The 20,460-nt window shown below is 67.3% G+C and carries 16 protein-coding genes; 4 read left to right on the top strand and 12 right to left on the bottom strand.

Annotation, left to right across the window (positions count from 1 at the left end):
* Positions 1 to 10: 10 nt before the first annotated feature.
* From tauC to AB1Z25_RS23475, 10 genes are all read right to left on the bottom strand, one after another.
* Positions 11 to 883, bottom strand: coding sequence for a taurine ABC transporter permease TauC (gene tauC / locus AB1Z25_RS23520; RefSeq protein ID WP_486636312.1), 873 nt, complete (start codon positions 881 to 883; stop codon positions 11 to 13).
* Positions 870 to 1,664, bottom strand: coding sequence for a taurine ABC transporter ATP-binding protein (locus AB1Z25_RS23515; RefSeq protein WP_486636311.1), 795 nt, complete (start codon positions 1,662 to 1,664; stop codon positions 870 to 872). The genes tauC and AB1Z25_RS23515 overlap by 14 nt, the downstream gene beginning before the upstream one ends.
* Before the next feature lie 16 nt (positions 1,665 to 1,680).
* Complete coding sequence (tauA, locus tag AB1Z25_RS23510) at positions 1,681 to 2,691, bottom strand: taurine ABC transporter substrate-binding protein (protein WP_486636310.1); 1,011 nt, start codon at positions 2,689 to 2,691, stop codon at positions 1,681 to 1,683.
* Between the two features lie 120 nt (positions 2,692 to 2,811).
* Positions 2,812 to 5,421 carry a glycoside hydrolase family 15 protein gene (locus AB1Z25_RS23505; RefSeq protein WP_486636309.1) on the bottom strand — a complete coding sequence of 870 codons (2,610 nt, stop codon included), beginning with the start codon at positions 5,419 to 5,421 and terminating at the stop codon, positions 2,812 to 2,814.
* A gap of 197 nt (positions 5,422 to 5,618) precedes the next feature.
* The gene (locus AB1Z25_RS23500; protein ID WP_486636308.1) at positions 5,619 to 6,812 is read right to left on the bottom strand and encodes an alanine racemase; all 1,194 of its coding nucleotides are present in this window, start codon (positions 6,810 to 6,812) and stop codon (positions 5,619 to 5,621) included.
* 175 nt (positions 6,813 to 6,987) lie between these two features.
* Positions 6,988 to 8,430, bottom strand: coding sequence for a sodium:solute symporter family protein (locus AB1Z25_RS23495; protein ID WP_486636307.1), 1,443 nt, complete (start codon positions 8,428 to 8,430; stop codon positions 6,988 to 6,990).
* A gap of 48 nt (positions 8,431 to 8,478) precedes the next feature.
* Positions 8,479 to 8,871, bottom strand: coding sequence for a RidA family protein (locus tag AB1Z25_RS23490; RefSeq protein WP_486636306.1), 393 nt, complete (start codon positions 8,869 to 8,871; stop codon positions 8,479 to 8,481).
* 157 nt (positions 8,872 to 9,028) lie between these two features.
* Positions 9,029 to 10,474, bottom strand: a complete 1,446-nt coding sequence (locus AB1Z25_RS23485; protein ID WP_486636305.1) for an N-acyl-D-amino-acid deacylase family protein — start codon at positions 10,472 to 10,474, stop codon at positions 9,029 to 9,031.
* 9 nt (positions 10,475 to 10,483) lie between these two features.
* Positions 10,484 to 11,098 carry a 2-dehydro-3-deoxy-6-phosphogalactonate aldolase gene (locus AB1Z25_RS23480; protein ID WP_107801448.1) on the bottom strand — a complete coding sequence of 205 codons (615 nt, stop codon included), beginning with the start codon at positions 11,096 to 11,098 and terminating at the stop codon, positions 10,484 to 10,486.
* 53 nt (positions 11,099 to 11,151) lie between these two features.
* Positions 11,152 to 12,138 (bottom strand): 2-dehydro-3-deoxygalactonokinase, encoded by a 987-nt coding sequence (locus AB1Z25_RS23475; RefSeq protein ID WP_486636304.1) that lies wholly within the window; start codon positions 12,136 to 12,138, stop codon positions 11,152 to 11,154.
* Positions 12,139 to 12,160: 22 nt separating this feature from the next.
* Between AB1Z25_RS23475 and gcvA the strand changes: the two genes are divergently transcribed.
* From gcvA to AB1Z25_RS23455, 4 genes are all read left to right on the top strand, one after another.
* Positions 12,161 to 13,177, top strand: a complete 1,017-nt coding sequence (gcvA, locus tag AB1Z25_RS23470; RefSeq protein WP_486636303.1) for a transcriptional regulator GcvA — start codon at positions 12,161 to 12,163, stop codon at positions 13,175 to 13,177.
* A gap of 186 nt (positions 13,178 to 13,363) precedes the next feature.
* Positions 13,364 to 14,968 carry an FAD-binding oxidoreductase gene (locus AB1Z25_RS23465; RefSeq protein WP_486636302.1) on the top strand — a complete coding sequence of 535 codons (1,605 nt, stop codon included), beginning with the start codon at positions 13,364 to 13,366 and terminating at the stop codon, positions 14,966 to 14,968.
* Positions 14,969 to 15,158: 190 nt separating this feature from the next.
* Positions 15,159 to 17,114 (top strand): hypothetical protein, encoded by a 1,956-nt coding sequence (locus tag AB1Z25_RS23460; RefSeq protein WP_107801445.1) that lies wholly within the window; start codon positions 15,159 to 15,161, stop codon positions 17,112 to 17,114.
* A gap of 49 nt (positions 17,115 to 17,163) precedes the next feature.
* Positions 17,164 to 18,261 (top strand): ferritin-like domain-containing protein, encoded by a 1,098-nt coding sequence (locus tag AB1Z25_RS23455; RefSeq protein WP_107801444.1) that lies wholly within the window; start codon positions 17,164 to 17,166, stop codon positions 18,259 to 18,261.
* Positions 18,262 to 18,381: 120 nt separating this feature from the next.
* On the opposite strand, the gene AB1Z25_RS23450 is transcribed toward AB1Z25_RS23455, so the two are convergent.
* Both AB1Z25_RS23450 and AB1Z25_RS23445 read right to left on the bottom strand, forming a co-directional pair.
* Entirely contained in the window at positions 18,382 to 19,689 is a 1,308-nt protein-coding gene (locus AB1Z25_RS23450) for an ATP-binding protein (RefSeq protein WP_486636301.1), read from the bottom strand.
* Positions 19,686 to 20,351 (bottom strand): response regulator, encoded by a 666-nt coding sequence (locus AB1Z25_RS23445; protein ID WP_107801442.1) that lies wholly within the window; start codon positions 20,349 to 20,351, stop codon positions 19,686 to 19,688. The genes AB1Z25_RS23450 and AB1Z25_RS23445 overlap by 4 nt, the downstream gene beginning before the upstream one ends.
* Positions 20,352 to 20,460: the final 109 nt, after the last annotated feature.

The raw sequence follows: 20,460 nt of genomic DNA, 5'->3' as shown, positions 1-20,460 counted from the left end.
GAAAACTCGCTCAAAAACGTTCCGGCGCGGCCCAGCCGGCGAAGCGCCGCTCCGCCCAACGCAGCCCCAATTCCAGCGCCAGCGCGATCCAGGCGATGATCAGGATGCCGGCGATCACCGCGTCGGTGACCAGGAACTGGGCGGCGGACTGCACCATGAAACCCAGGCCGCGGGTGGCGGCCACCAGCTCCGCCGCCACCAGGGTGGACCAGCCCACGCCCAGGCCGATGCGCAGCCCGGTCAGAATCTCCGGCAGCGCGCTGGGCAGCACCACCAGCCGCAGCAGCTGGCCGCGGCTGGCGCCCAGCGAGCGCGCCGCCTGCAGCCGCGCCGGGTCCGCGCGGCGCACGCCGGCGGCGGTGGCGATGGCCAGCGGCGCGAAGATGGCGAGATAGATCAGCAGCACCTTGCTGGCTTCGCCAATGCCGAACCAGATCACGATCAAGGGCAGGTAGGCCAAGGGCGGCACCGGCCGGTAGAACTCGATCAGCGGGTCCAGCGCCGCATGCGCGCGCCGGCTCAGGCCCATCAGCATGCCCAGCGGCACCGCGGTGGCCGCGGCCAGCAATAGCGCCAGGCCCACCCGGCCCAGGCTGGCGGCGGCGTGACGCCACAGGCTGGCGTCCATGAAGCCGTTGACCGCCAGGTCCGCCAGCCTCGTCGCCACCTGGGCCGGGCCGGGCAGGAATAACGGCGACACCAGGCCGCCGGCGCTGGCCGCCCACCACAGCAGCAGCAGGCCGCCCACCGACAGCACGCTGGGCCAGCGCCGACGCCAGGCGGCGAAGCGGCCGGAGAGCGGTGCGGGGGCATGGGCCGGCGGCGGCGCGCTCAGCTCGGCCTGCGCGGCCGGGCCCAATTCAGTCAGTTCAAGCGGCGGCATGGTCGGCCTCCTCGGCGCGGAAAATCCAGTCCAGCAAATGCTCGCGCATGGCGATGAAGGCGGGATCGGCCTTGATCGAGCGCGCCGATTCGCCGGCGGCGTAGCGATGGGCGAAGCCCAGTTTCTGCCGCAGCGCGATGCGGCCGGGGCGCGGCGTCAGCACCAAGAGCTCGGTGCCGAGGAACAGCGCTTCCTCGATGCTGTGGGTGATCAGGAAGATGCCCTTGCCGCTGCGCTGCCACAGGCTGAGGATCAGCGACTGCATCTTTTCCCGGGTCAGCGCGTCCAGCGCGCCCAAGGGCTCGTCCAGCAGCAGGAAGTCGGGATCGGCCGCCAGCGCGCGCGCCAGGCCCAGGCGCTGACGCATGCCGCCGGACATCTGGCTGAGCGCGTGGCCGGCGAAGGCTTCCAGCCCCACCCAGCCCAGCATGCGGCGCGCCTCGCTGCGCCGCTGCTCGCGCGGCACCCCGCGCAGACGCAGGCCGAAGGCGACATTGTCCTCGGCGTTGAGCCAGGGCATCAGCGCGTCGTCCTGGAACACCACGCCGCGATCCGCGCCCGGCCCGCGCACCGGCCGGCCATTGGCCAGCACCCGGCCCTGGCTGGGCGTCTGGAAGCCGGCCATCAGCCCCAGCAAGGTGGACTTGCCGCAGCCGGACGGCCCCAGGGCCACCACGATCTCGCCGGAACGCAGCTCCAGCGACACCCGGTCCAGCGCCTGCACCGGGCCGGACGGGCCGGCGTAGCTGACGCCGGCGTTTCCCACGATCAAGCTAGCCATCGCGGCCTCCTCGCGCTCAGCGCGGCTGCGCCAGCCGCACGAAGCGCGGCTCGACATAGGCTTGATAATCCGGCAGCACCGCTTCCACCTTCTTCTGTTCCTTCAGGAACAAGGCGGTGTCGCGCAGCGCCTTGGCGGTGCCGCCGCCCAGCAAGCGCGGCGACAGCTGCTCCTGCGCCAGCGGGAAGCGGCTGCCGGCCAGCAGGCCGGGAATCTGCGCCGGATCGGCCCCGGTCAGCCGCGCGATCTTGGCCACCTGCGGCGAGCCGGCGCTCCAGGCCGCCGGCTTGGCGCGGTAATCGGCGAAGGCCTGCAAAGTCACCTTGGCGAAGGCGGCCAGCGCCTGCGGCTGGGCGGCGGCGAAATCCTTGCGCGCCACCCAGGCTTCGAAAGTGGGCGCGCCCCACTGCCCCACTTGTTCGGAATTGACCAGCACCGAGCCGGTTTTCAGCGCCTGGCTCAAGGCCGGGTCCCAGACATAGGCGGCGTCGATGTCGCCGCGCTGCCAGGCGGCGCTGATCTCGGACGGGCGCAGATTGACGATGGACAGCTTGGCCGGGTCCAGCTTCCAGTGTTTGAGCGCGGCCAGCAGGCTGTAATGGGTGGTGGAGACATAGGGCACCGCCACCTTTTTGCCGATCAGGTCCCGCGGGGTCTTGATGCCGCTGCCCTTGCGCGCCACCAAGGCCTCGGAGTTGCCGATCTCGGCGACGATCAGAAAGGTCTGGATCGGCAGTTGGCGGGTGGCGGCGGCGCTGAGCGGGCTGGAGCCCAGATCGGCGATATGCACATCGCCGGAGGCCAGCGCGGCCAGCACTTCCGCGCCGCTCTCGAACTTGCGCCATTGCAGCGGCCGGCCGATGGCTTTTTCATACAAGCCGTCGGCCTGGGCCACTTTGGAGGGATCAACCCCGGTCTGGTAGCCGATGACGATGGGCGCCTCAGCGGCGTGTGCCGCCAAGGCGAGGAAGGACAGGCTGGCGAGGCTGAGCGCCAGCAGGGAACGGCGGGCGATGAACATGGACATGGCGAGTTCCTGAACAAGGGGGACTCAGCACACTATAAAAGCCATGTTTAATATCAAAAAGTAATTAAATTTGCTTTCAATATTCCAAATAAATCAATAAGCATTTGATCCCCGCCCGCCTCACCACACCACCTGATCATTCAACGTCAGCCCGCCGGCCGGCGCCTGCAACACCCGGTTGCCGGCGCGCTGCTCCCAGCTCACGCTGCCGTCGGCGTTCTTGCGGTAGTACTTGTACTCGATGCGCTGGCCGGCCGGCAGATTGACCCGGGTCTTCCACAGCGGGTAGGCCGCCGCGTCCGCCGGCAGGCCCAGATCGGTGTTCCAATTGCCCAGCGCGCGCGCCGCGCCGGTCACGTACAGCTGCTGCCCCCAGCTGGTATCGGCGGCGGCCTGGATCTCCACCGTCGCCTCTCCGGCCCTGGGTTCCACCCGGCAGGCGTAGTAACGCGCGCAGGCGGCTTCCGGCAGATCGACGACGCGTCCGGCGCGGATGGAGGCCAGCAGGCTGATGTACTCGCCCATCGCCCAACTCAGCGGCGCGATCGAACGGGTGGGCGTGCCGGCGCGGTTGCCGGCCGGCGTCTCCACCGCCCAGCCGTCCGGCAGCACCGCGCTGTGCGGCCACACCTGTTCCGGCAGCATGCCCTCCGGCGTGGCCAGTTGCTTCAAGGCGGCCAGATAGGGCTGGCCGGCCGCGCCGCCGCCCTGGCGCGCAATCTCGTAGACGCCGCGCTCGGCGGTGAAGATGGGCCACAAGCGGCCCACGCCGCTGCCGGCGAAATCGCCGCCGTCGTTGCGTTCGCCGTAGCCGTCGAAGTTGTAGCGGAACCAGGCGTTGACCGGCAGCGCCGGCGCGCCGGGCAGGTCCAAGCGCTGGCCCAGCACCGCGTCGTAAATGCCCAGCGTGGCGAGCACCGCCGGATCGTCGGCGCGCTTCACGCCCATGCGCACCAGTTCCAGGAAGCCGCCGTCCACCACCCGGCGCGCGTCGCGGCTGCCGCCGCCGTTCTTCACTTCCAGCGCCTGCGGCGTGTCCGGGCCCAGCGTCGGCGCCTGGCCGGCGCGATCGGCCCCGCCTGCGCGCGCGGACGGATTGAGGCGCAGATAATAACGGCCGTCGCCAAAGCCGCCGCTGCGGGTGAAGGTCCAGGCGTCCACGTTCTGCTGCCAGTAATCGGCGGCGGACAGATAGCGCGCGGCGCTGGCGTCGTCGCCGTTGGCGCGGGCGATGTCGGCGGCGGCGGCCAGGCCGGCGATCTGCGCCGCCAGCGTGGACGGCGAATAGCCGCTGTTCTCCTCCCAGCGCTCCTGGTAGGTCCACGGCCCGGCGCTCAGGATGTAGTCGGCGGCCAGCTTGATGCGCGGCCACAGCGGCGAATACACCGCCGGCCCCTGGCGCCAGGCCAGCAGGATGGGCATGGCCTGCTCGTCCATCTGGGTGCCCTGCCAATACTGCGCGCCGCTGACCCAGGCGTTTTGCGGAAAGCGGCCGTTGCGGCTGAAGCCGTCCGGGCAGCCGGCGGCGTCGTATTCCGCCGCGCCGCAGTCGCGGCGCTGCTGAAGGGTGTTGAACAGATAATCCGTCACCCGCGCGGCGGTGGCGCGGTCGCCGGCGGTGAGCAGGGCATTGGCGAACTTGAACAGGTCGCGCGGCCACACCAGGTGATAGCCGCCGGCGTTGGCGTCGCCCTGGCTGGCGCCCCACGGCGTGCCCAGACCGGCCACCATCGCGCCGCTGGCCTTGTCCTGCATGGTTTTCAGCGTCATCGCCGCCAGGTAGTAGCCGTCGTCGGCGCTGCCGCCCTGATCGGACAGGCCGGCGGCGTAAGCCTGCCAGCCGGCGTCGTAGCGCCGCTGCGCCGCGCCCAGGTCACCGCCCAGCGCCGCCTCGGCCGTGTCCAGCGCCTGCCCCTGGCTGGCGCCGAAGCCCAGCACCACGTCGAAGGACACGCTGGCCGCGCGCGGGTCGCCCAAGTCCAGCCAGCCCATCTGCGCCACATTGCCGTTGCCGGCAGAATCAAAAGTCCAGTCCATGCGCTTGTCGGCACCGCCGCCCAGCAGATCGGTCCAGCCGTCGCTGAGACCGACAAAGCCGTTGGACAGCATGCGGCGACCGTTCTGCGTCTTCCACGGCAGGCTGCTCAGCAGCGCCGAGGCGCGCTGATTGCGGCTGGCCGCCAAGGCCGCGCCGCCGCCGGCGCGCGCCAGGGTGGCGGCGCTATTGCCGGCGCCGGCGTTGTCCAGATAGGGTTTGAACAGCAGATAAAGTCGGAAATCGCCGACGCGGCGGCCGTCCAGCGCGCTGAAGGTGACGCGCTGGATCAGCGCGTCGCGCGCCGGATCAGTGAAGATGCGCTTGCTGATGCGCCAGTGATGGGCCGGGTTGCCGGTCTGCGCCTGCCAGCTCATGCTGCGCGGATGCAGCCGCTGCACGCGGTAGTCCTGCCGCTTTTCCTCGTCGACGAAGCCGCCGCCGGCGTCGCCCACCAGGAATTGCAGATCCACCGCCGCCTGGGTGTCCACCGCCGGGTAGAACACCTCGGACACCACGCCGCGATAGCCGGTGAAATACACCCGCGACGGCCCCTCCGTCGCCACGCCCACGAAAGACTTGGCCGCCGGGCCGCGCACCGCCGTCAGTCCCGGCGCGCCAAACGCCTCGCCGGCCTGCGCCGCGCCGCCCAAGCCGCCCAACAGCAGGGCCAGGCCCATCCATTGCTTGATCATGTCCGCTCGCTCCTGATTTTGGCAGGGAGCGTAGCAAAACAAAATCCAAATGTCATTTAGAATGAAAAGGATTTCCAGCCTATCCAAGCCTTAGGGTCAGGCGCTGAAATTTTCCTACCCGTCGCTTAGCCGCGGTTCAACGTCTCGCGAGCCAGGGCGGGACAAGGCGTTTTCCGCTCAGCAGCGCATAAACCGCTTCAGAACACCGTCTCCCATTCCTCCCTCACCCGGTACTCCTCATCCACCAGGAACACGCGCTTCCATTTGTCGAAGCTCAGGCAGGGGTGGGAACTGCCGAACACCAGCAAATCGCCTATCCGCAGGTCCAGGCCGGGGCCGCGGTCCAGCAAGGCGTGCTGATCCATCAAGGCGCGGGTGCGCAGGCCGCCGGGCGCGAATTCCACGCGCCGCCCCTGGCGGTACTGCGCGAACGGCTGCGGCAGGCCGGCGTCGAAGGCCACGTCGCGCTTGCCCAAGCCCGCGACGGCCAGGCCCGGCTCCGGCAGCGACTGCACCAGCGCGCACAACTCCAATGCTGGGGAGAGCCCACCGTCCAGCCGCGCCGCCAGCGGCTCGCGCGCTTGCAGCGCGGCGTAAGCCTGCCGATAGATGCCGTGGTCCTGCGTCACATAGCAGCCGGGGCGGATCACATGACGCACCCCGGACAGGCCGGCGTCCCGCAGCTGCCGGCTGACGATGTCGAACCAGACCGAGCCGGCCCCGGTCAGCAACACTTCCGGCGCGCCGGCGAAGTCGCCGTTGCGCAGCAGCGTGCCGCACACCGCGACCGCGCGCTGAATCAGCGCCTGTATCGCCGCGATGTCCGCCTGCTCGTCGTCGCCATGGATTACGCCCTCGTAGAAGGCCACGCCGGCCAGCGCCAGGCCCGGCAGCTTGGCGATGTGTTCCGCCAGCGCATAGGCCTGCCGCTCGGTGCGGCAACCGCAGCGCCCGCCGGGCGCGCCCATTTCCAGCAAGACCGACATCCGCAGTTGCCGGGCGGCGAAAAAGTCCGACAGCCGCCGCGCATTGTCCACGCTGTCCACGCAGCAATGGAGGGCGGCGCGCCCTTGCCGCAGCAGCGCGGCAAGCAGCGCCATATTCGCCCGGCCCAGCACTTGATTGGCGATGATCACGTTCTCGGCGCCGGCAGCCAATTGCCGCCGGAAAATCGCCGGCGTCATCGTGGTCTTGCCGTGCGGGGCCAGCGAAACCCCCATCGCGTCCGCGAAACCTTGCATCCAGCGGATATTGCCGTCCAGCGCGGCCTCCTTGATCACCAGCGCCGGCAGGCAGGCGTCCTCATGCAGGATATTGGCCCCGCCCTCTCCGCGGAACATCAGCGCCGCCTTGTGCCGCGCGGGCTCCGCTCCAAATTCGCTCAGCATCATCCTGTTCTCCCTGGTATCCCTATCCGCCAGTCGTAGAGCCTGTTCAAAGTCTCGCGAGCTAGAGCGAGACAAGGCGAAAACAGCTGAGAAAGCGGAATGTACAAGTGGTACATGAGCATTTCGAAGTTGTTTTCAACGCCATATCGCCGACGCGCAGCAGACATTGAACAGGTTCTCAGCCATGGCTTTCACGCTCAGTCGTAATCATCTCCAGCACCTCCTCCCGGGAACGCGCGCTCGCCGGCGTCAGCCAGGTGACGACAACGGCCAGCAGCAGGCTGAGCAGCACCGCGGGAATCACCGGATTGCCCAGCCGCGCCAGCCACGACGGCGACAGGATGACGGCCAGCGAGGCGAGGCTGCCGCCCAGCAGCGCGGCGATGCAGCCCTGCCAATTGAAGCGCGGCCAGAAACGGCCCAGCAGCACGGTGACGAACATGCCGGACATCACCATGGAGATCATCTTGGTGATGTAGCCGATGATGTCGTTGGAAGTCAGCGCGAAGAGATAGGCCAGCAGGATCACCAGCAGCAGGAACAGCCGGGACAGCGCAATCGCCCGCTCCGGCGGCGGCATCCGGCCACGCATCCAGACATAGAGATCGCGCAGGATGATGGAGACCCCGGCAATCGCGTCCGAGCTGCCGGAGGACATATTGGCCGACATGCCGGCGATCAATACCACCACGGCCAGCGCCTGCGGCAAGGCGGTGGTGGCGTGCAGGAAGGCGAAGCTGCTATTGGCCAGATTGGGCTCCATCGCATGCGTGGCCATGCCGATGATGGCCGGCAGAAAGGAAAAGCCCATATACAGCAGGCCGGTGATGATGAAGGACTGGCGGATCACGCTGGCGGATTCGGCGGCGTAGATGCGCTGGCGGTAGGAGGGCGTGGCCAGCACGCCCACGCCGATCACCGCGGCCAGCGACAAGGCCGGCAGCAGGCCCAGCTTGCCGATGCCGAAGGGCGTGAACGCGGCCGGATCGGTCCGGCTCACCACCGTCTCCCAGCCGCCGACATGGCGCACCGACAGGGCCGCCAGCACGATGAAGCCGAGGAAGAGCACGATGGACTGCAAGGTGTCGATCCAGGACACCGCCTTATAGCCGCCGATGCCGACATAGAACACGAAGCCGATGGCGACGATGGTCTTGGCCGCCCGGATATCAATACCGGAGGCCCAGGCCAGGTACAGGCCGCCGCCCAGGATGTGCGCGCCCAACCAGCCCAGGGAGGCGCAGAAAATGATGACGGCCACCAGGTTTTTGACCAGCTTGCTGCCGCCGGTGTAGTAGCAGACCTCCTCGCTCATGGTCATGAAGCGGAGGTTCCGGACCGGCGCGAACCACCAGGCCGTCAACAGGATGCCGGTGGCGCCGCCAATGCCGTACAACATGCCGGCCCAGCCGTTGGCGTAACCGAAGCTGACCGCGCCGATGCTGGAGCCGGTGCCCACCATGGTGCCCACCGTCGAGCCCAGCGTCAGCAGCATCGGCATCTTGCGGCCGCCCAGGATGAAGTCCTCGCCGGTCTTCTGATGCCGGGTCACATACCAGCCCAACGTCATCATGCCGGCGGCGTAGATCAGAAACCACGTCAGAAAATCGCTATTCGCCATCGCCCTCTCCTTTTCATCGGCCGCGCTGCCGCGCCTGGCGCAAAATACTTAATATTTGAACTTGGCGTTAAAACACCTCATGTCCACCTCAACCATGCAATCCACCACCAGCTCCGCCACGCAGCACACCCGCGCCGGCGGATGCTCGGCGAAGAACGAGCGGAACACCCGGTTGAAGGAGGGGAAATAACGGGCGTCGCTGAGAAAGACCTGCATATGCACGATGTCCGCCGGCGCGAAGCCGGCCTCGGCCACAATGTCCAGGCAGTTCTGTATCGCCAGCCGCGACTGTTCCACGATGCCGCCGGCGATGATTTCGCCGTCCCGCATCGGGGTTTGCCCGGACACGTACAACCAGCCGTCCGCCGCCGCCGCCGCGGCGAAAGGCAGCGCTTGCCCGCCGGTGCCGGCGCTGCCGCTTACTCCATAACGTTTAATCATGCTGCCTCCCCCTAAGAGCCTGTTTACGATCTGCTGCGCGTCGTGAGGCGTGGCACGGCGAGTACAACTTCGAAATGCTCATGTACCGTATGTACATTCCGCTTTCTCAGCCGTTTTCGCCTTGTCTCGCTCTTGCTCGCTAGAGCGTAAACACGCTCTAACCAGCCTGACGGCTTCTGCTCAAGAACCGCCCGGCGCGGACTCCGCTCATCCGCTGCTGGGCATAGGTTTGCACCCCGTTGACGAAGACCCGCTCAATGCCCGCCGCCGCCTGCCGCGGCTGCTGGAAGCTGGCGACGTCGTCGATCCGCTGGTAGTCAAACAGCACCAGATCGGCGAAATAGCCGGCACGGATCAAGCCCCGGTCGCGCAGCGCGAAGCGCCGCGCCGGCAGGCCGGTCATCTTGTGGACGGCGGTGGACAGCGGGAACAGTTGCAAGTCCCGGCTGTAATGGCCCAGCACCCGGGGGAAAGTCCCCCACAGCCGCGGATGCGGATTGGGATCGCAGGGCAGGCCGTCCGAGCCCACCATCGCCGCCGGGTGGCTCAGGATGCGCCGCACATCGTCCTCATGCATCTGGAAGTAAATGGCGCCGGCGGGCAGCAGGCGGGCGGCCGCCTGGTGGATGTCGCACGCCCAGAGGCCGGCGATCTGTTGCAGGGTTTTCCCCGCCATCTCCGGATGCGGCGCGGACCAGGTGATCAGGATGTCGTAGTCGGCGGTGACTTGGCCGGGGTCGAGATTGGAGGAGCCGGCGCGGTAGGGGTAGCAATCGAGGCTGATGTCCTGCCCCAAGCGACGGATGTCGATCAGCGCCAGCGTCTCCACCGAGCGTCCCCAGTTTTTCAGCCCGGCGCATTTGTGGTGCGAGATCTGCACCGGCACCTTGGCGCTGCGGCCGATGAGGAAGGCTTCCTCCATCGCCTCCAGCACCCCGTCGTACTCGGTGCGCATATGGGTGGCGTAGACGCCCTGGTATTCGGCCAGCGGCGCGGCCAGCCGGCAGACTTCCTCGGTAGACGCCTGCGCCGCGCTGTCATAGGACAGGCCGGTGCTCAAGCCCAGCGCGCCCTGCTCCAGCGCCAGGATCAAATGCTCGCGCATCGCGGCGATGCCGGCCTCGTCCGCCGGCCCCTGCTGCGACGCCAGACAGCGGTGCCGCAAGGTGGTGTGGCCGATCAAGGTGGCGACGTTGACCGAGGGCCGCGCCGCTTCGATGGCGGCGCGGTAGCTGGCCAGGTCCGGATAGCGGAAATCCTCCAATTCGCCCAGCAGATTGATCGGCGCCGGCACCTCGTCGCCCAGCACCGCGCCCACCGCGCTGAGTCCGCAGTTCCCGACGATGATGCTGGTCACGCCCTGCGAGGTTTTTTCCAGGTAGTCCGGGCGCCGGATCACCGCCAGGTCGTCATGGGTGTGAACGTCGATGAAGCCCGGCGCCAATACCAGGCCGGCGCAGTCGATGCGCTGCCCGGCGTCGCCGTCGAGCTCGGCGGCCACCGCCGCGATGCGTTCGCCTATCACCCCGACATCCGCCCGCCGCTCCGGCGCGCCGCTGCCGTCCGCCACCAAGGCGCCCTTGAACAAGTAGTCGTATCGCATATTGCTCTCCTATCCCGCCATTGCCTCCCGGTAAGCGCGGGCGAAAGCCCGCGCCTGCGCCCGCGTCCTCTCCGGCGGCTGGCCGGCGCGATACAACTCGCCGCCCAGCCCCGCCCCCCGGCAGCCGGCGCGTAGATAATCCGCCAGCGTCTCCGGCCTCACTCCGCCCACCGCGTAGATATCCACCGCTTCCGGCAGCACCGTCCGCAAGGCGGCCACATAAGCCGGCCCCAGCGCGCCGGCGGGGAACAGCTTGATCCGGCGCGCGCCGGCCGCGATGGCGTCGAAAGCCTCGGTGGCCGTGGCGCAGCCCGGCAGCAATTGCATGCCCGCGGCCAGGCCCTGCCGGATCACCTCGGCATCGACGTTGGGCGTAACGATCAAGCGGCAGCCCAGCTCGGCCAAGCGCCGCACCTGTTCCGGCCGCAGCACGGTGCCGGCGCCGATCAACGCCTGATCGCCATAGCGCTGCGCCGCCAGCTGAATGCCGGCCTCCCAGCGCTCCGAATTCAGCGGTATCTCCACCGCCTCGAAGCCCGCCTCGATCAAGGCCGGCACGTGCAGCTCCAGCTCCTCCGGCCGGATGCCCCGTAAAATCGCCACCAGCGGCAGCTTGCTGTCCATTTCTTGCTCCCTGTTGAATCCACCGCCCCGCCCGCGAGACTTTGAACAAGCTCTCAGAGCAAGCCCCGAGTCCGCGCCAGCAAAATCGCTCCATGACCGGCCAGATCCGCCTGCGTCGCCTCGTCCACCATCGCCACATTGCCGGAGAAGAACTCATCGCCGGCCACCAGGCAGCCCAGCGCCGCGCGCAGCAGCGGCCGGCCGGTGGCGATGAATTGCGTGCCCGGACTCATATTCAGCGCGCGGCTGTTTTTCAAGGTCAGCAAGTCCGCGCCCAGCACCGCGCCCAACAGGAAATTGGCTCTGGCGTTGTGGTCGTACACCGTGAACTGGTCCAGCGTGCGCACCATGAAACAGGCCCGGCCCAGGCCGATACGGCTGGCCTGCTCGGCCCCGGCCAACAACATCTCCACATCCAGCTCCGCGGCGAACGAGCCGCCCAGCGCATCCGCCAGCAAGGTGTTGTGGGTAATCACGTGCAAGAGCTCGCCGGCCAGCGTGGTCACGCAGCCGGCGATCCGCTGCCGCGCGTCCAGATGGATGAATTTGGAATGCGAGCCGGGAATGGCCAGAATGGCCGGCTGGCGGATGGACAGCCTGTCGATCAAGGCCATCGCCTCGACCTCTTCGCCGCGCATCATGTCCATGCGCTCGCAGTTGTGCAGGCCGATGTCCTCGGACAGATTCTTCACCCCAGGCACAAACCAGATCGGCCGCGCGCACACCTCAGGCACCACGCAGGCCCTCATCCCGGCGGCCAGTGCCTCGCGGCCGGCGGGCGCCAGCAGGTGGGGAATCTCCAACAGGCCCATATTCGAACTGATCATTCCCGTCGCCAGCAGCAGGCTTGGCTCGTCGATGCCGACATCGGCCTGGCTCAACGCCTGCGCCAGCGTTTCCCTCACCGCCCGCCGCAATGCGTTCCGGCTGCCCGTCATCGCCGTATCCCGGCTCCCCACCCGCTGCGCCGCGCGCGCAATCGGCACTGAATCGCGCCATAAGGTGGCGCGGGTATTCGTGGTGCCGGCATCAATGGTCAATATCATTTCCACGCTTTAAATAATGGACTTGTGTGATATTGTTAATGAGCTAATTTTTTATCGCAAGACAGTTATATTTGACATCGGTTTAGTTTTATTAAACGAATGGATCTGGCAGATTTTATTTGCACGAGGGGAAATCATGTACCAACGCCTGCCACCGCTGCATGCCTTGAGAGTTTTTGAATCCGCCGCGCGACATATGAGTTTTACCCGAGCCGCGGAAGAATTATTCGTCACCAAGGCGGCCGTCAGCCATCAAATAAAACAGCTGGAGCAATTTCTGAATCAGCCCTTATTCGAACGCCAAAACAATCGTTTAAAACTCACCACGGCGGGCGAGCATTATTTACCCAGAATCAGAGAATCATTCCGCACGCTGCAACAAGCCACGGACGGATTGATGTTGCAGACGGCGCCGGCCTTGAATATCCATGTGCCGCGCCTGTTTGGCAGCAAATGGCTGATTCCCCGGCTGTACCGGTTTTTGAAACGGCACCCCGGCCTGCCGGTGGAAATCCATACCGAGCCGGCGGCCGAATATTCCGCCGCCGATATCGTCATCAGCACGGGACCGCCGTGGCCGGCCCGCTTCAACGCCGAGCCCTTCGCCTCCTCCGCCTTCTTTCCGGTCTGCAGCCCCGACTTGGCCCGGCGCCTGCGGCGGCCGCGGGATTTGGCGCAATGCACGCTGCTGCACGAGCGGCAGTTCGCCGGCTGGCGGCAATGGCTGGATCACGTCCAGATCGATCTGGATCTCAAGGCGCAGCCGAGCTTGAGCTTTTCGGATGAATCCATGTTGTTGCAGGCGGCGATAGACGGACAGGGCGTCGCCCTGGGACAGGCGCTGTGCGTGGAATACGATTTGCTGGCCGGACGTCTGGCGCGGCCGCTGCGCGGCGAAGCGCCATTCCGCCAGGCCTATTACCTGAGCGTCGCGCAACGCGACGCCAACCAGCCGGCGGCGCGGGCCTTGCGCGACTGGCTGTTTGAAGAAGCCGCCGAGGGCTTGCCCGCGCCCCAAGCCGACATCGGCTAGCGCCAGCCCGTCATTGTCGACGCGCGACACGGCCAAGACAGCCGCGACGGCCGTCGAAGCCAGGCGACTCCCCCGCCCCAAGGCCAAGCTCAGCATTTGCCAGCCTCGCCCTCTCACCGCTCGTCTATAAAACAATGTCATTCAAAACGCATAGCCGCCGTCGCGGCCGCACAAGGAGAAGAGCGCATGGGCCTGAATGCCATCACCCCGGACGACCCCCGTTACGAAACGCTGAAAAAAGGCTTCAATCTGCGCTGGCCGGAGGCCGGCCAGGCCGCCGGCGGCATCGTCGTCTGCAGCGACGAGAACGAAGCCGCCGCCGCCTTGCAATACGCGCTGGACCACCGTCTCAAACCCACCATTCGCAGCGGCGGCCATTGCTACGAGGGCTTCGTCAGCAACAATCCCGGCGGCCTGATCATAGACATCGGCCAGCTCTCCGGCCTGCGCCGCGACGTGACGGCGGATGGCCGCCGTTACGGCTTTCAGCTCTTGGCCGGCAATCAGAACTGGGACGGCTATGTCGGCCTGTACAAGCTCACCGGCAAGACCGTGCCCGGCGGCTCTTGCTACTCGGTGGGCGCCGGCGGCCATATCAGCGGCGGCGGCTACGGCCTGCTGTCGCGGCTGCAAGGCCTGACCGTGGATTGGCTGAGCGCGGTGGACATTCTGCTGGCGGACGGCGGCAAGGCGCGCAAGGTCCACACCCGCGCCGACAATGAATTCGCCGACCTGCTCAAGCTGTGCAAAGGCGCCGGCGGCGGCAATGTCGGCCTGATCACCAGCTATTACTTCGACGACTTGCCGCCGGCGCCGCAACAGGTGGGCGTGCAATTCCTGCAATTCGACTGGAACGATTTCAAAGACCTGGGCCGCTTCACCGACTTGTTGCAAACCTACGGCCAATACTGGCGGGAGGCGGACAGCGAACCCGAAGGCTACGGCCTGTTCAGCCTGCTCAAACTCACCCATGTCAGCGCCAAAAAACTGGGGCTGGTGGTGCAGTACACGGACCGGGACGGCAAGCTGAACGACACCGCGCCGTTCAATGATTTTTACCAACGCATCGCGCGAGTGGCCTCGCCGCAATTGCTGAACACCTATCTGCCCGGCGGCGGCCATCTGCCCCACATCCCGCACCGCTCGCCGCCCAGAAACAGCGCGCCCTTGCCGGAACACGCGCAGGCGATGGACTGGCTGTACGCCACCCAGACGCTGAACGGCTCCGGCAACAATCAGCGCGGCAAGTACAAATCCGCCTATATGAAACAGAACTTCAGCCAGGCCGAGTGCAAGGCGATCCACCGGCATCTGAACACCCATCCCCACGATCTGGACTTCTCCCAATCGCTGCTGCAAGTGGACTCCTACGGCGGCGCGATCAACCGCCGCGGCACCGGCAACAACGGCTTCGATCCGGCCGACAACCAGACCGCGGTGCCGCAGCGCGCCTCGGTGATGAAGCTGCAATACCAGAGCTACTGGACCGACCCGGCCAACGACGCCAAGCATGTGCGCTGGATGCGCGAGTTCTTCGACGCCGTCTACGCCGCCGACGGCTTCAACGGCACGCCCTACCCGGCCTCGGCGGCCTTGCCGGATTCGCCCTACGAAGGCTGCTACATCAACTACCCGGACGTGGACATGCTGAACGGCGCTCAGCCGGGCACGCCCGGCTATAGCTGGGGCGAGCTGTATTACGGCGCGCTGTATCCGGAGCTGACGGCGATCAAGCGCAAATACGACCCGGGCAATGTCTTCAATCACGCGATGTCGCTGGGCGCGGAATAAGCGCCCGGCTCCGGCCGGCGCGGGACACGCGCCGGCCTCCTGTCCTTTCCCTCCGGCCCCCGGCCCGGCCCCCTCCTGGCCTAAAGAACATTGCCCTTATGGCCAGCGCCGCCTATACCCGCGCTATGCCCATGGAATTAAATCGCCTACAAAAGCCGTCAGCGGATTTTCCTGCCGGCAAGGAGCCCATATGAGCTATCTGCAGTTCCCCCGCTTGGCCTTTTCCGGCCAGTTCCAGTCCGACGTCTCCACCGTCAACAACGATCCGCGCCATTACGACAACGCCACTTTCGAACCGCGCTTTCAGGAATATCAGCAGGCGGGGGACAACGGGCGCACCAAAACCTACAACGGCTGGTGGCACCCCACCGGCACCGCCATCATGCGCTTCGCCAACTGCCAGGTGAGCAGCTTGCGCGGCCCCAGCGGCATTCTGATCACCGATCCGGCGCAAGACCCGCTGCTGTCCTGCAGCGTGGGCAACGCCATCGGCAAGCCGTCCGGCAAAATGGTGGATCTGGACCCGGACTGGCAGCTGGCCTCCAGCATCTACGGCCTGGCGGTGTCCTTGCTCAAGCCGGACGGCACGCCGCTGATGACCGCCGACTACCAGAGCAACCCTTTCCGCGACCTGTGGTTCTCCCGCGCCGCCAGCCAGGGCGACAGCGCCGCCTCCGCCGTCTTTCAGTCCGTACTCACCAATATCCAGTGGCATCTGGACGGCTTCGACAGCCCGCTGCTGGCCCGCCTGATCGAGTTGAGCGAGCAGAACCGGCTATCCATCCGGCTGACCACCTACGGCTACAGCACCACCTACAGCGACCCCGGCTTCGGCTACGGCACCGTGCTCGGCGCCATCGGCCCGGCCTATCTCGGCCAGCCGCGCTCCTTCATCCTGGGCCGCCGCTTCATGCCCACCACGCAACAGGGCAGCGATCTTGCCAGCCAGAACGGCATCGGCTGTTTCTCCTCCTGGCTGGATCAGGATACCGCCAGCCTGCAAGTGGACCTGAGCAACGCGCTGCCGCTGGACAGCCGTTATCAGGTGACGGCGCTGCCGTCGCTGCAATACGCGATCCTGCACAATGAATGGACGGCGCAGGACGCGGAGATAGGGCCGGGCGACTACACCGCCATCGCCGGCGTGGACACCTCGCAGACGCTGCAAGACCAGCAGGCCGGCATCCAGTCCGTGCCGCTGAACGAGGCGCAGCTGCGGCTGGCCAATCAGCCCTTGCCGCTGGCCATCGTCCAGCCGGTGGGCGCGGAGGGACGCGCCGTGGTCTGCGTGCGCGAAGCGCTGCTGGGCAACGAGGTCCGCGCCGAGGACTTCGCCATCCGCCTGGACCCCAACCACCCGGACAAGAACCACCTGCACACCCATCTCTACGCGGCGCGCTACGGCCAGCCGCTGGCCGGCGCGGCGCTGGCCTTCTGGGCCGGCGCGCCCATGCTGGACTACGGCGACACCCCCACCGACAAGACTCAGGGCACCACCCCGCGCGCGCTGTTGCCGGTCAACAACGTGCCCAACGCCGCCGTCCGCTTCAGCCCGGCGGAACCGGTCACCGATCAGGCCGGCCGAGTCGCCGTCACCCTGCACGGGCCGGAAAGCTTCGGCACCCCGCGCGAATACATGGACGGCCAGCTGTTCACCATCAACTACAATCTGGCCGGCTCCGATCCGGCGCTGCAACAGCCCTTCGACAATTTCGCCGTCGTGGTTTTCAGCAGCTTCCCGCAGCCGGGCCAGGACATCGACCTGGACAACCCGCGCTGGGAGGACGTGCAGCCCATCCTGCAGCAATACGCCAACCTCTACCCGGTGATGAGCCAGGGTCTGTTCGACTTTTCCAAGCAAGCGGTGGCCGACGCCAGCGCCTTCATCATGCGCTTCGTGTTCGACAAGCCCATCGAAGACCCGGACCAGATGCCGGTGACGCGCGACCTGTCCGCCAGCAAGCGGCGCATGCTGATCAACTATTTCCAGAACGTGATAGACCGCACCGGCAAAACCTTCGACCGCCAGCTGATGTACGGCAAGCGCTGCCCGCTGCGCCAGAGCGCGGCTCCCAGCGAGGCCGACATCGCCGCCACCCGCGGCTCTCTGAGCACGAGCAAGAGCCGCAAGGGCAACGACGCCTGAGCGCCCAGACCGCCCCTCTTTCAAGGAAACCAAGCCAGGAAACCAAGCCATGCTGAAGATACGTCAAGAACTGATGGCCGAACTGCTTCAGGCCGAGCACATCAACGATGTGCGGACCATGCTGGCCGGCGCGGTGCGGCTGGAGCTGTCCACCATTCCCACTTATCTGACCGCGCTGTTCTCCATCAAGCCCGGCCAGAATCAGGAAGCGCGCGCGCTGGTGCAATCCGTGGTGGTGGAGGAAATGCTGCACATGACCCTGGCCGCCAACACCCTGATCGCCATCGGCGGCAACCCGCGCGTCATCGAAGACGGCCGGGCGCTCAGCTACCCGGGGCCGCTGCCGATGTGCGTGGACACCGGCCTGATCGTCACCCTCAAGGCGCTGAGCCGGCAGCAGGCTCAGGAAGTGTTCATGGAGATTGAACGCCCGGACACCCAGGCCGTCCTGCCCGGAGAGACCCAGGCCTCGGTCGACAACCAGCCCGGCTTCGACTCCATCGGCCGCTTTTACCAGGCCATCCTGGAGCGGCTGCAATATTTGGAAAACCACGGCCATGACTGCTTCGCCCAGCCGCGGCTGGACGAGCAGGTGGACGTCAGCCAGTGGTTCCCGCAGGAGGTGCCGGGCTGTCCGGACGGCAAGGTCTACGACATGGCCAGCGCCCGCGTGGTGATAGACACCATTGTGCGCCAGGGCGAAGGCGTGCAGGTGGAGGACGACTGGATCAACCCCAAGGAAGAAGCCGGCGGCGGCTACGCCCATTATTTCAAGTTTGGCGAGATCTACTACGGCAAGCGCCTGGTGCGCGACGACTCCAGCCCCTCCGGCTGGTCCTATACCGGCGAGCCGGTGCCGCTGGACGAAACCGGGGTGTTCAATCTGCTGCCCAACGCCGCGCTGTCAGACTATCCGGCGGGCAGCGGCGCGGCCGTCAGCGGCGCCCAGTTCTACCAGGCCTACCAGAACCTGCTGGCCGCGCTGGACCGCACCTTCAACGGCCAGCCGCGGGAGTTGGACGCCGCCATCGGCATCATGTACGAGCTGAAGCTGGTGGCGCAAAAAGTGATGCGGAACCCGGTCAACAGCAGCGTGCCGGACGTGGTGGCCGCGCCGCCGTTCATGCTCCGGCATTCGTCGTCCTGAGCGCCTGTTCAATGTCTAGCGCGCCAGGGCGGGAACCGCAAAGACAGCGGGATGCGCAAGGAGCGCATGCGCATTTTTAAAGGGGCGCTCGCCGCGCCGCGTCCGGCGAAGCGCGGCAGGCTATGAAGAGCTTCTGAGCACCGGCAGCGTCAGGGCGGCGCATAGCCCGCCCTCCTCGCCGGCCAGCAGTTCCAGACGGCCGCCAAAGCGCCCGGCGATCGCGGTGACGATGGACAGGCCCAGGCCGCTGCCGGCGCCGGCATGCCGCCCGCGCCAAAAGCGCTGCGCGGCCTGTTCGCGCTGGTCCGCCGTCAGCCCCGGCCCCTGATCGCGGATTTCAAAGCGCAAGCCCTCCTCGCACAGCGCGGCCTCCAAACGCACCGGCGCGTCCGGCGGCGAATACCGCAAGGCGTTGTCCAGCAGATTGCGCAGCGCGGTGGCCGCCAGCGCCTGGGGCAAGGCCAGCGCGGCCTCCGGCAGCGGAGCGCAGACAATGCGCCGCGGCGGCGCGGGCTCCGCGTCGCGCATCGCCAGCCGCGCCACCTCGTCGGCGCAGGCCGGAGGGCCTTCCTCCCAGTCGAAAGCCCCTTCCAGCCGCGCCAGCATCAGCAACTGCCCCAGGGTGTTCTGCAAGCGTTCCGCCCCCTCGGCGGCGTGGGCCAGCGCCTGCGCCGCGTCCGGCCCCTGGGTGATGCGCGCCACTTGCAGATGCGTCTTGATCGCCGTCAGCGGGGTGCGCAGCTCATGGGCGGCGTCGCTGGTCAGACGCCGCTCGCGTTGCAGCGCTTCGCCAACGCGCCGCAAGAGCTGATTCAGGCTGTCCGCCAGCGGCAGCACATCGCGCGGCAAACCCTGAGTGGCCACCGGCTCCAGCGCTTCCGGCGCGCGGCGCGCCAAGGCGCGGCGCAACCGCTCCAGCGGCCGCAGCCCCCGGCTCACGCCCAGCCACAAGGCCACCAGGCTGCCGGCCAGGGCCGCGATGAAGGGCACGGCGGCGGCCCAGCGGATATCCGTCAACATCGCCTCGCGTTCGGTCAGCCGGTCCGCCGTGGTCACCCGCAAGCCGTTGGCCACCACCGTATAGCTGCGCCAGCGCTCGCCGCGCAGGGTTTGCTCGGCATAGCCCGGCGCCGGGTCCGCGCGGGTATCCGGCGCGCCCGGCGTGCGCGCCAGCACCTCGCCGCGCACGGAAACAATCTGGCACGCGATGCCGGCGCCTATGCCCTCGAAACGCGGCATGGCGCGCGGCGGCGGCGCCGGCAATTGTTCCATCAGGCCGGCCACCATCTGCGCCGACATCGCCAGCCGCCGGTCCAGCGTCAGCCGCATCTGCCGGTCCAGGTCATGCAGCGTCCAGGCCGCCACGCCGCCCCACAGCAGGCACAGCGACACCCCTATCCATAACAGCAGGCGCAGACGCAAGCTCATTCGCCGGCCCTGCCGTAGCGGTAGCCCAGGCCGCGCACCGTCTCCACCACCGCAGGCCCCAGCTTGCGCCGCAAATGGTGGATGTGCACGTTCAGGGCGTTGCTTTCGATTTCCTCGCTGTAATCGTAGAGCCGGTCTTTTAACTGCTCGGCGCTGAGAATCCGCTCCCGCGCCTGCATCAAGGCCGCCAACAGCGCCAGTTCGCGGCGCGCCAGCGCCACCGGCCGGCCGTGCAGCCAGACTTCGCCGCGCATCGGATCCAGCCGCAGCGGGCCGTCCTCGATCACGTCCACGCAACGCCCGGCGGCGCGCCGGCGCAAGGCGTGCAGCCTCGCCACCAGTTCGTCCAGATCAAAGGGCTTGAGCAGATAATCGTCCGCGCCGGCGCGCAGGCCGGCCACCCGGTCTTCCACCGCGTCGCGCGCGGTCAACACCAGCACCGGCAACGCCGCGCCGCGCGCGCGCAAGCGCGCCAGCAAGCGCATGCCGTCCTCGTCCGGCAGCCCCAGGTCCAGAATCATCAAATCGGCGTCCAGCGTCGCCAGCGCCGCCTCGGCCTGGGCCGCGCTGCCCACCGCGTCCACCGTCAGACCGTGGGCGCGCAGCCCGGCGACGATGCCCAGCGCGATCAACTCATTGTCTTCCACCAATAACACCCGCATTCCCGCCTCCTTGTCGCCGCCAGCTTGCCGGCAACGGATTATCCCATTGTTAACGGCGGCTTAATCCCCGGCGCCCAGGCTGTGGGCACTCATCCCCATGGAGACCGCA

This window comes from Chromobacterium sp. HL1 (assembly GCF_057418835.1).
The sequence above is the reverse complement of the archived record's forward strand: the minus strand, read 5'-3'. Positions and strand labels throughout refer to the sequence as shown.

Bases quoted from the DNA above. Each gene is read 5' to 3' on its own strand.
- tauC (WP_486636312.1), bottom strand. From the start codon at position 883: ATGCCGCCGCTTGAACTGACTGAATTGGGCCCGGCCGCGCAGGCCGAG.
- AB1Z25_RS23515 (WP_486636311.1), bottom strand. From the start codon at position 1,664: ATGGCTAGCTTGATCGTGGGAAACGCCGGCGTCAGCTACGCCGGCCCG.
- tauA (WP_486636310.1), bottom strand. From the start codon at position 2,691: ATGTCCATGTTCATCGCCCGCCGTTCCCTGCTGGCGCTCAGCCTCGCC.
- AB1Z25_RS23505 (WP_486636309.1), bottom strand. From the start codon at position 5,421: ATGATCAAGCAATGGATGGGCCTGGCCCTGCTGTTGGGCGGCTTGGGC.
- AB1Z25_RS23500 (WP_486636308.1), bottom strand. From the start codon at position 6,812: ATGATGCTGAGCGAATTTGGAGCGGAGCCCGCGCGGCACAAGGCGGCG.
- AB1Z25_RS23495 (WP_486636307.1), bottom strand. From the start codon at position 8,430: ATGGCGAATAGCGATTTTCTGACGTGGTTTCTGATCTACGCCGCCGGC.
- AB1Z25_RS23490 (WP_486636306.1), bottom strand. From the start codon at position 8,871: ATGATTAAACGTTATGGAGTAAGCGGCAGCGCCGGCACCGGCGGGCAA.
- AB1Z25_RS23485 (WP_486636305.1), bottom strand. From the start codon at position 10,474: ATGCGATACGACTACTTGTTCAAGGGCGCCTTGGTGGCGGACGGCAGC.
- AB1Z25_RS23480 (WP_107801448.1), bottom strand. From the start codon at position 11,098: ATGGACAGCAAGCTGCCGCTGGTGGCGATTTTACGGGGCATCCGGCCG.
- gcvA (WP_486636303.1), top strand. From the start codon at position 12,161: ATGGACTTGTGTGATATTGTTAATGAGCTAATTTTTTATCGCAAGACA.
- AB1Z25_RS23465 (WP_486636302.1), top strand. From the start codon at position 13,364: ATGGGCCTGAATGCCATCACCCCGGACGACCCCCGTTACGAAACGCTG.
- AB1Z25_RS23460 (WP_107801445.1), top strand. From the start codon at position 15,159: ATGAGCTATCTGCAGTTCCCCCGCTTGGCCTTTTCCGGCCAGTTCCAG.
- AB1Z25_RS23455 (WP_107801444.1), top strand. From the start codon at position 17,164: ATGCTGAAGATACGTCAAGAACTGATGGCCGAACTGCTTCAGGCCGAG.
- AB1Z25_RS23450 (WP_486636301.1), bottom strand. From the start codon at position 19,689: ATGAGCTTGCGTCTGCGCCTGCTGTTATGGATAGGGGTGTCGCTGTGC.
- AB1Z25_RS23445 (WP_107801442.1), bottom strand. From the start codon at position 20,351: ATGCGGGTGTTATTGGTGGAAGACAATGAGTTGATCGCGCTGGGCATC.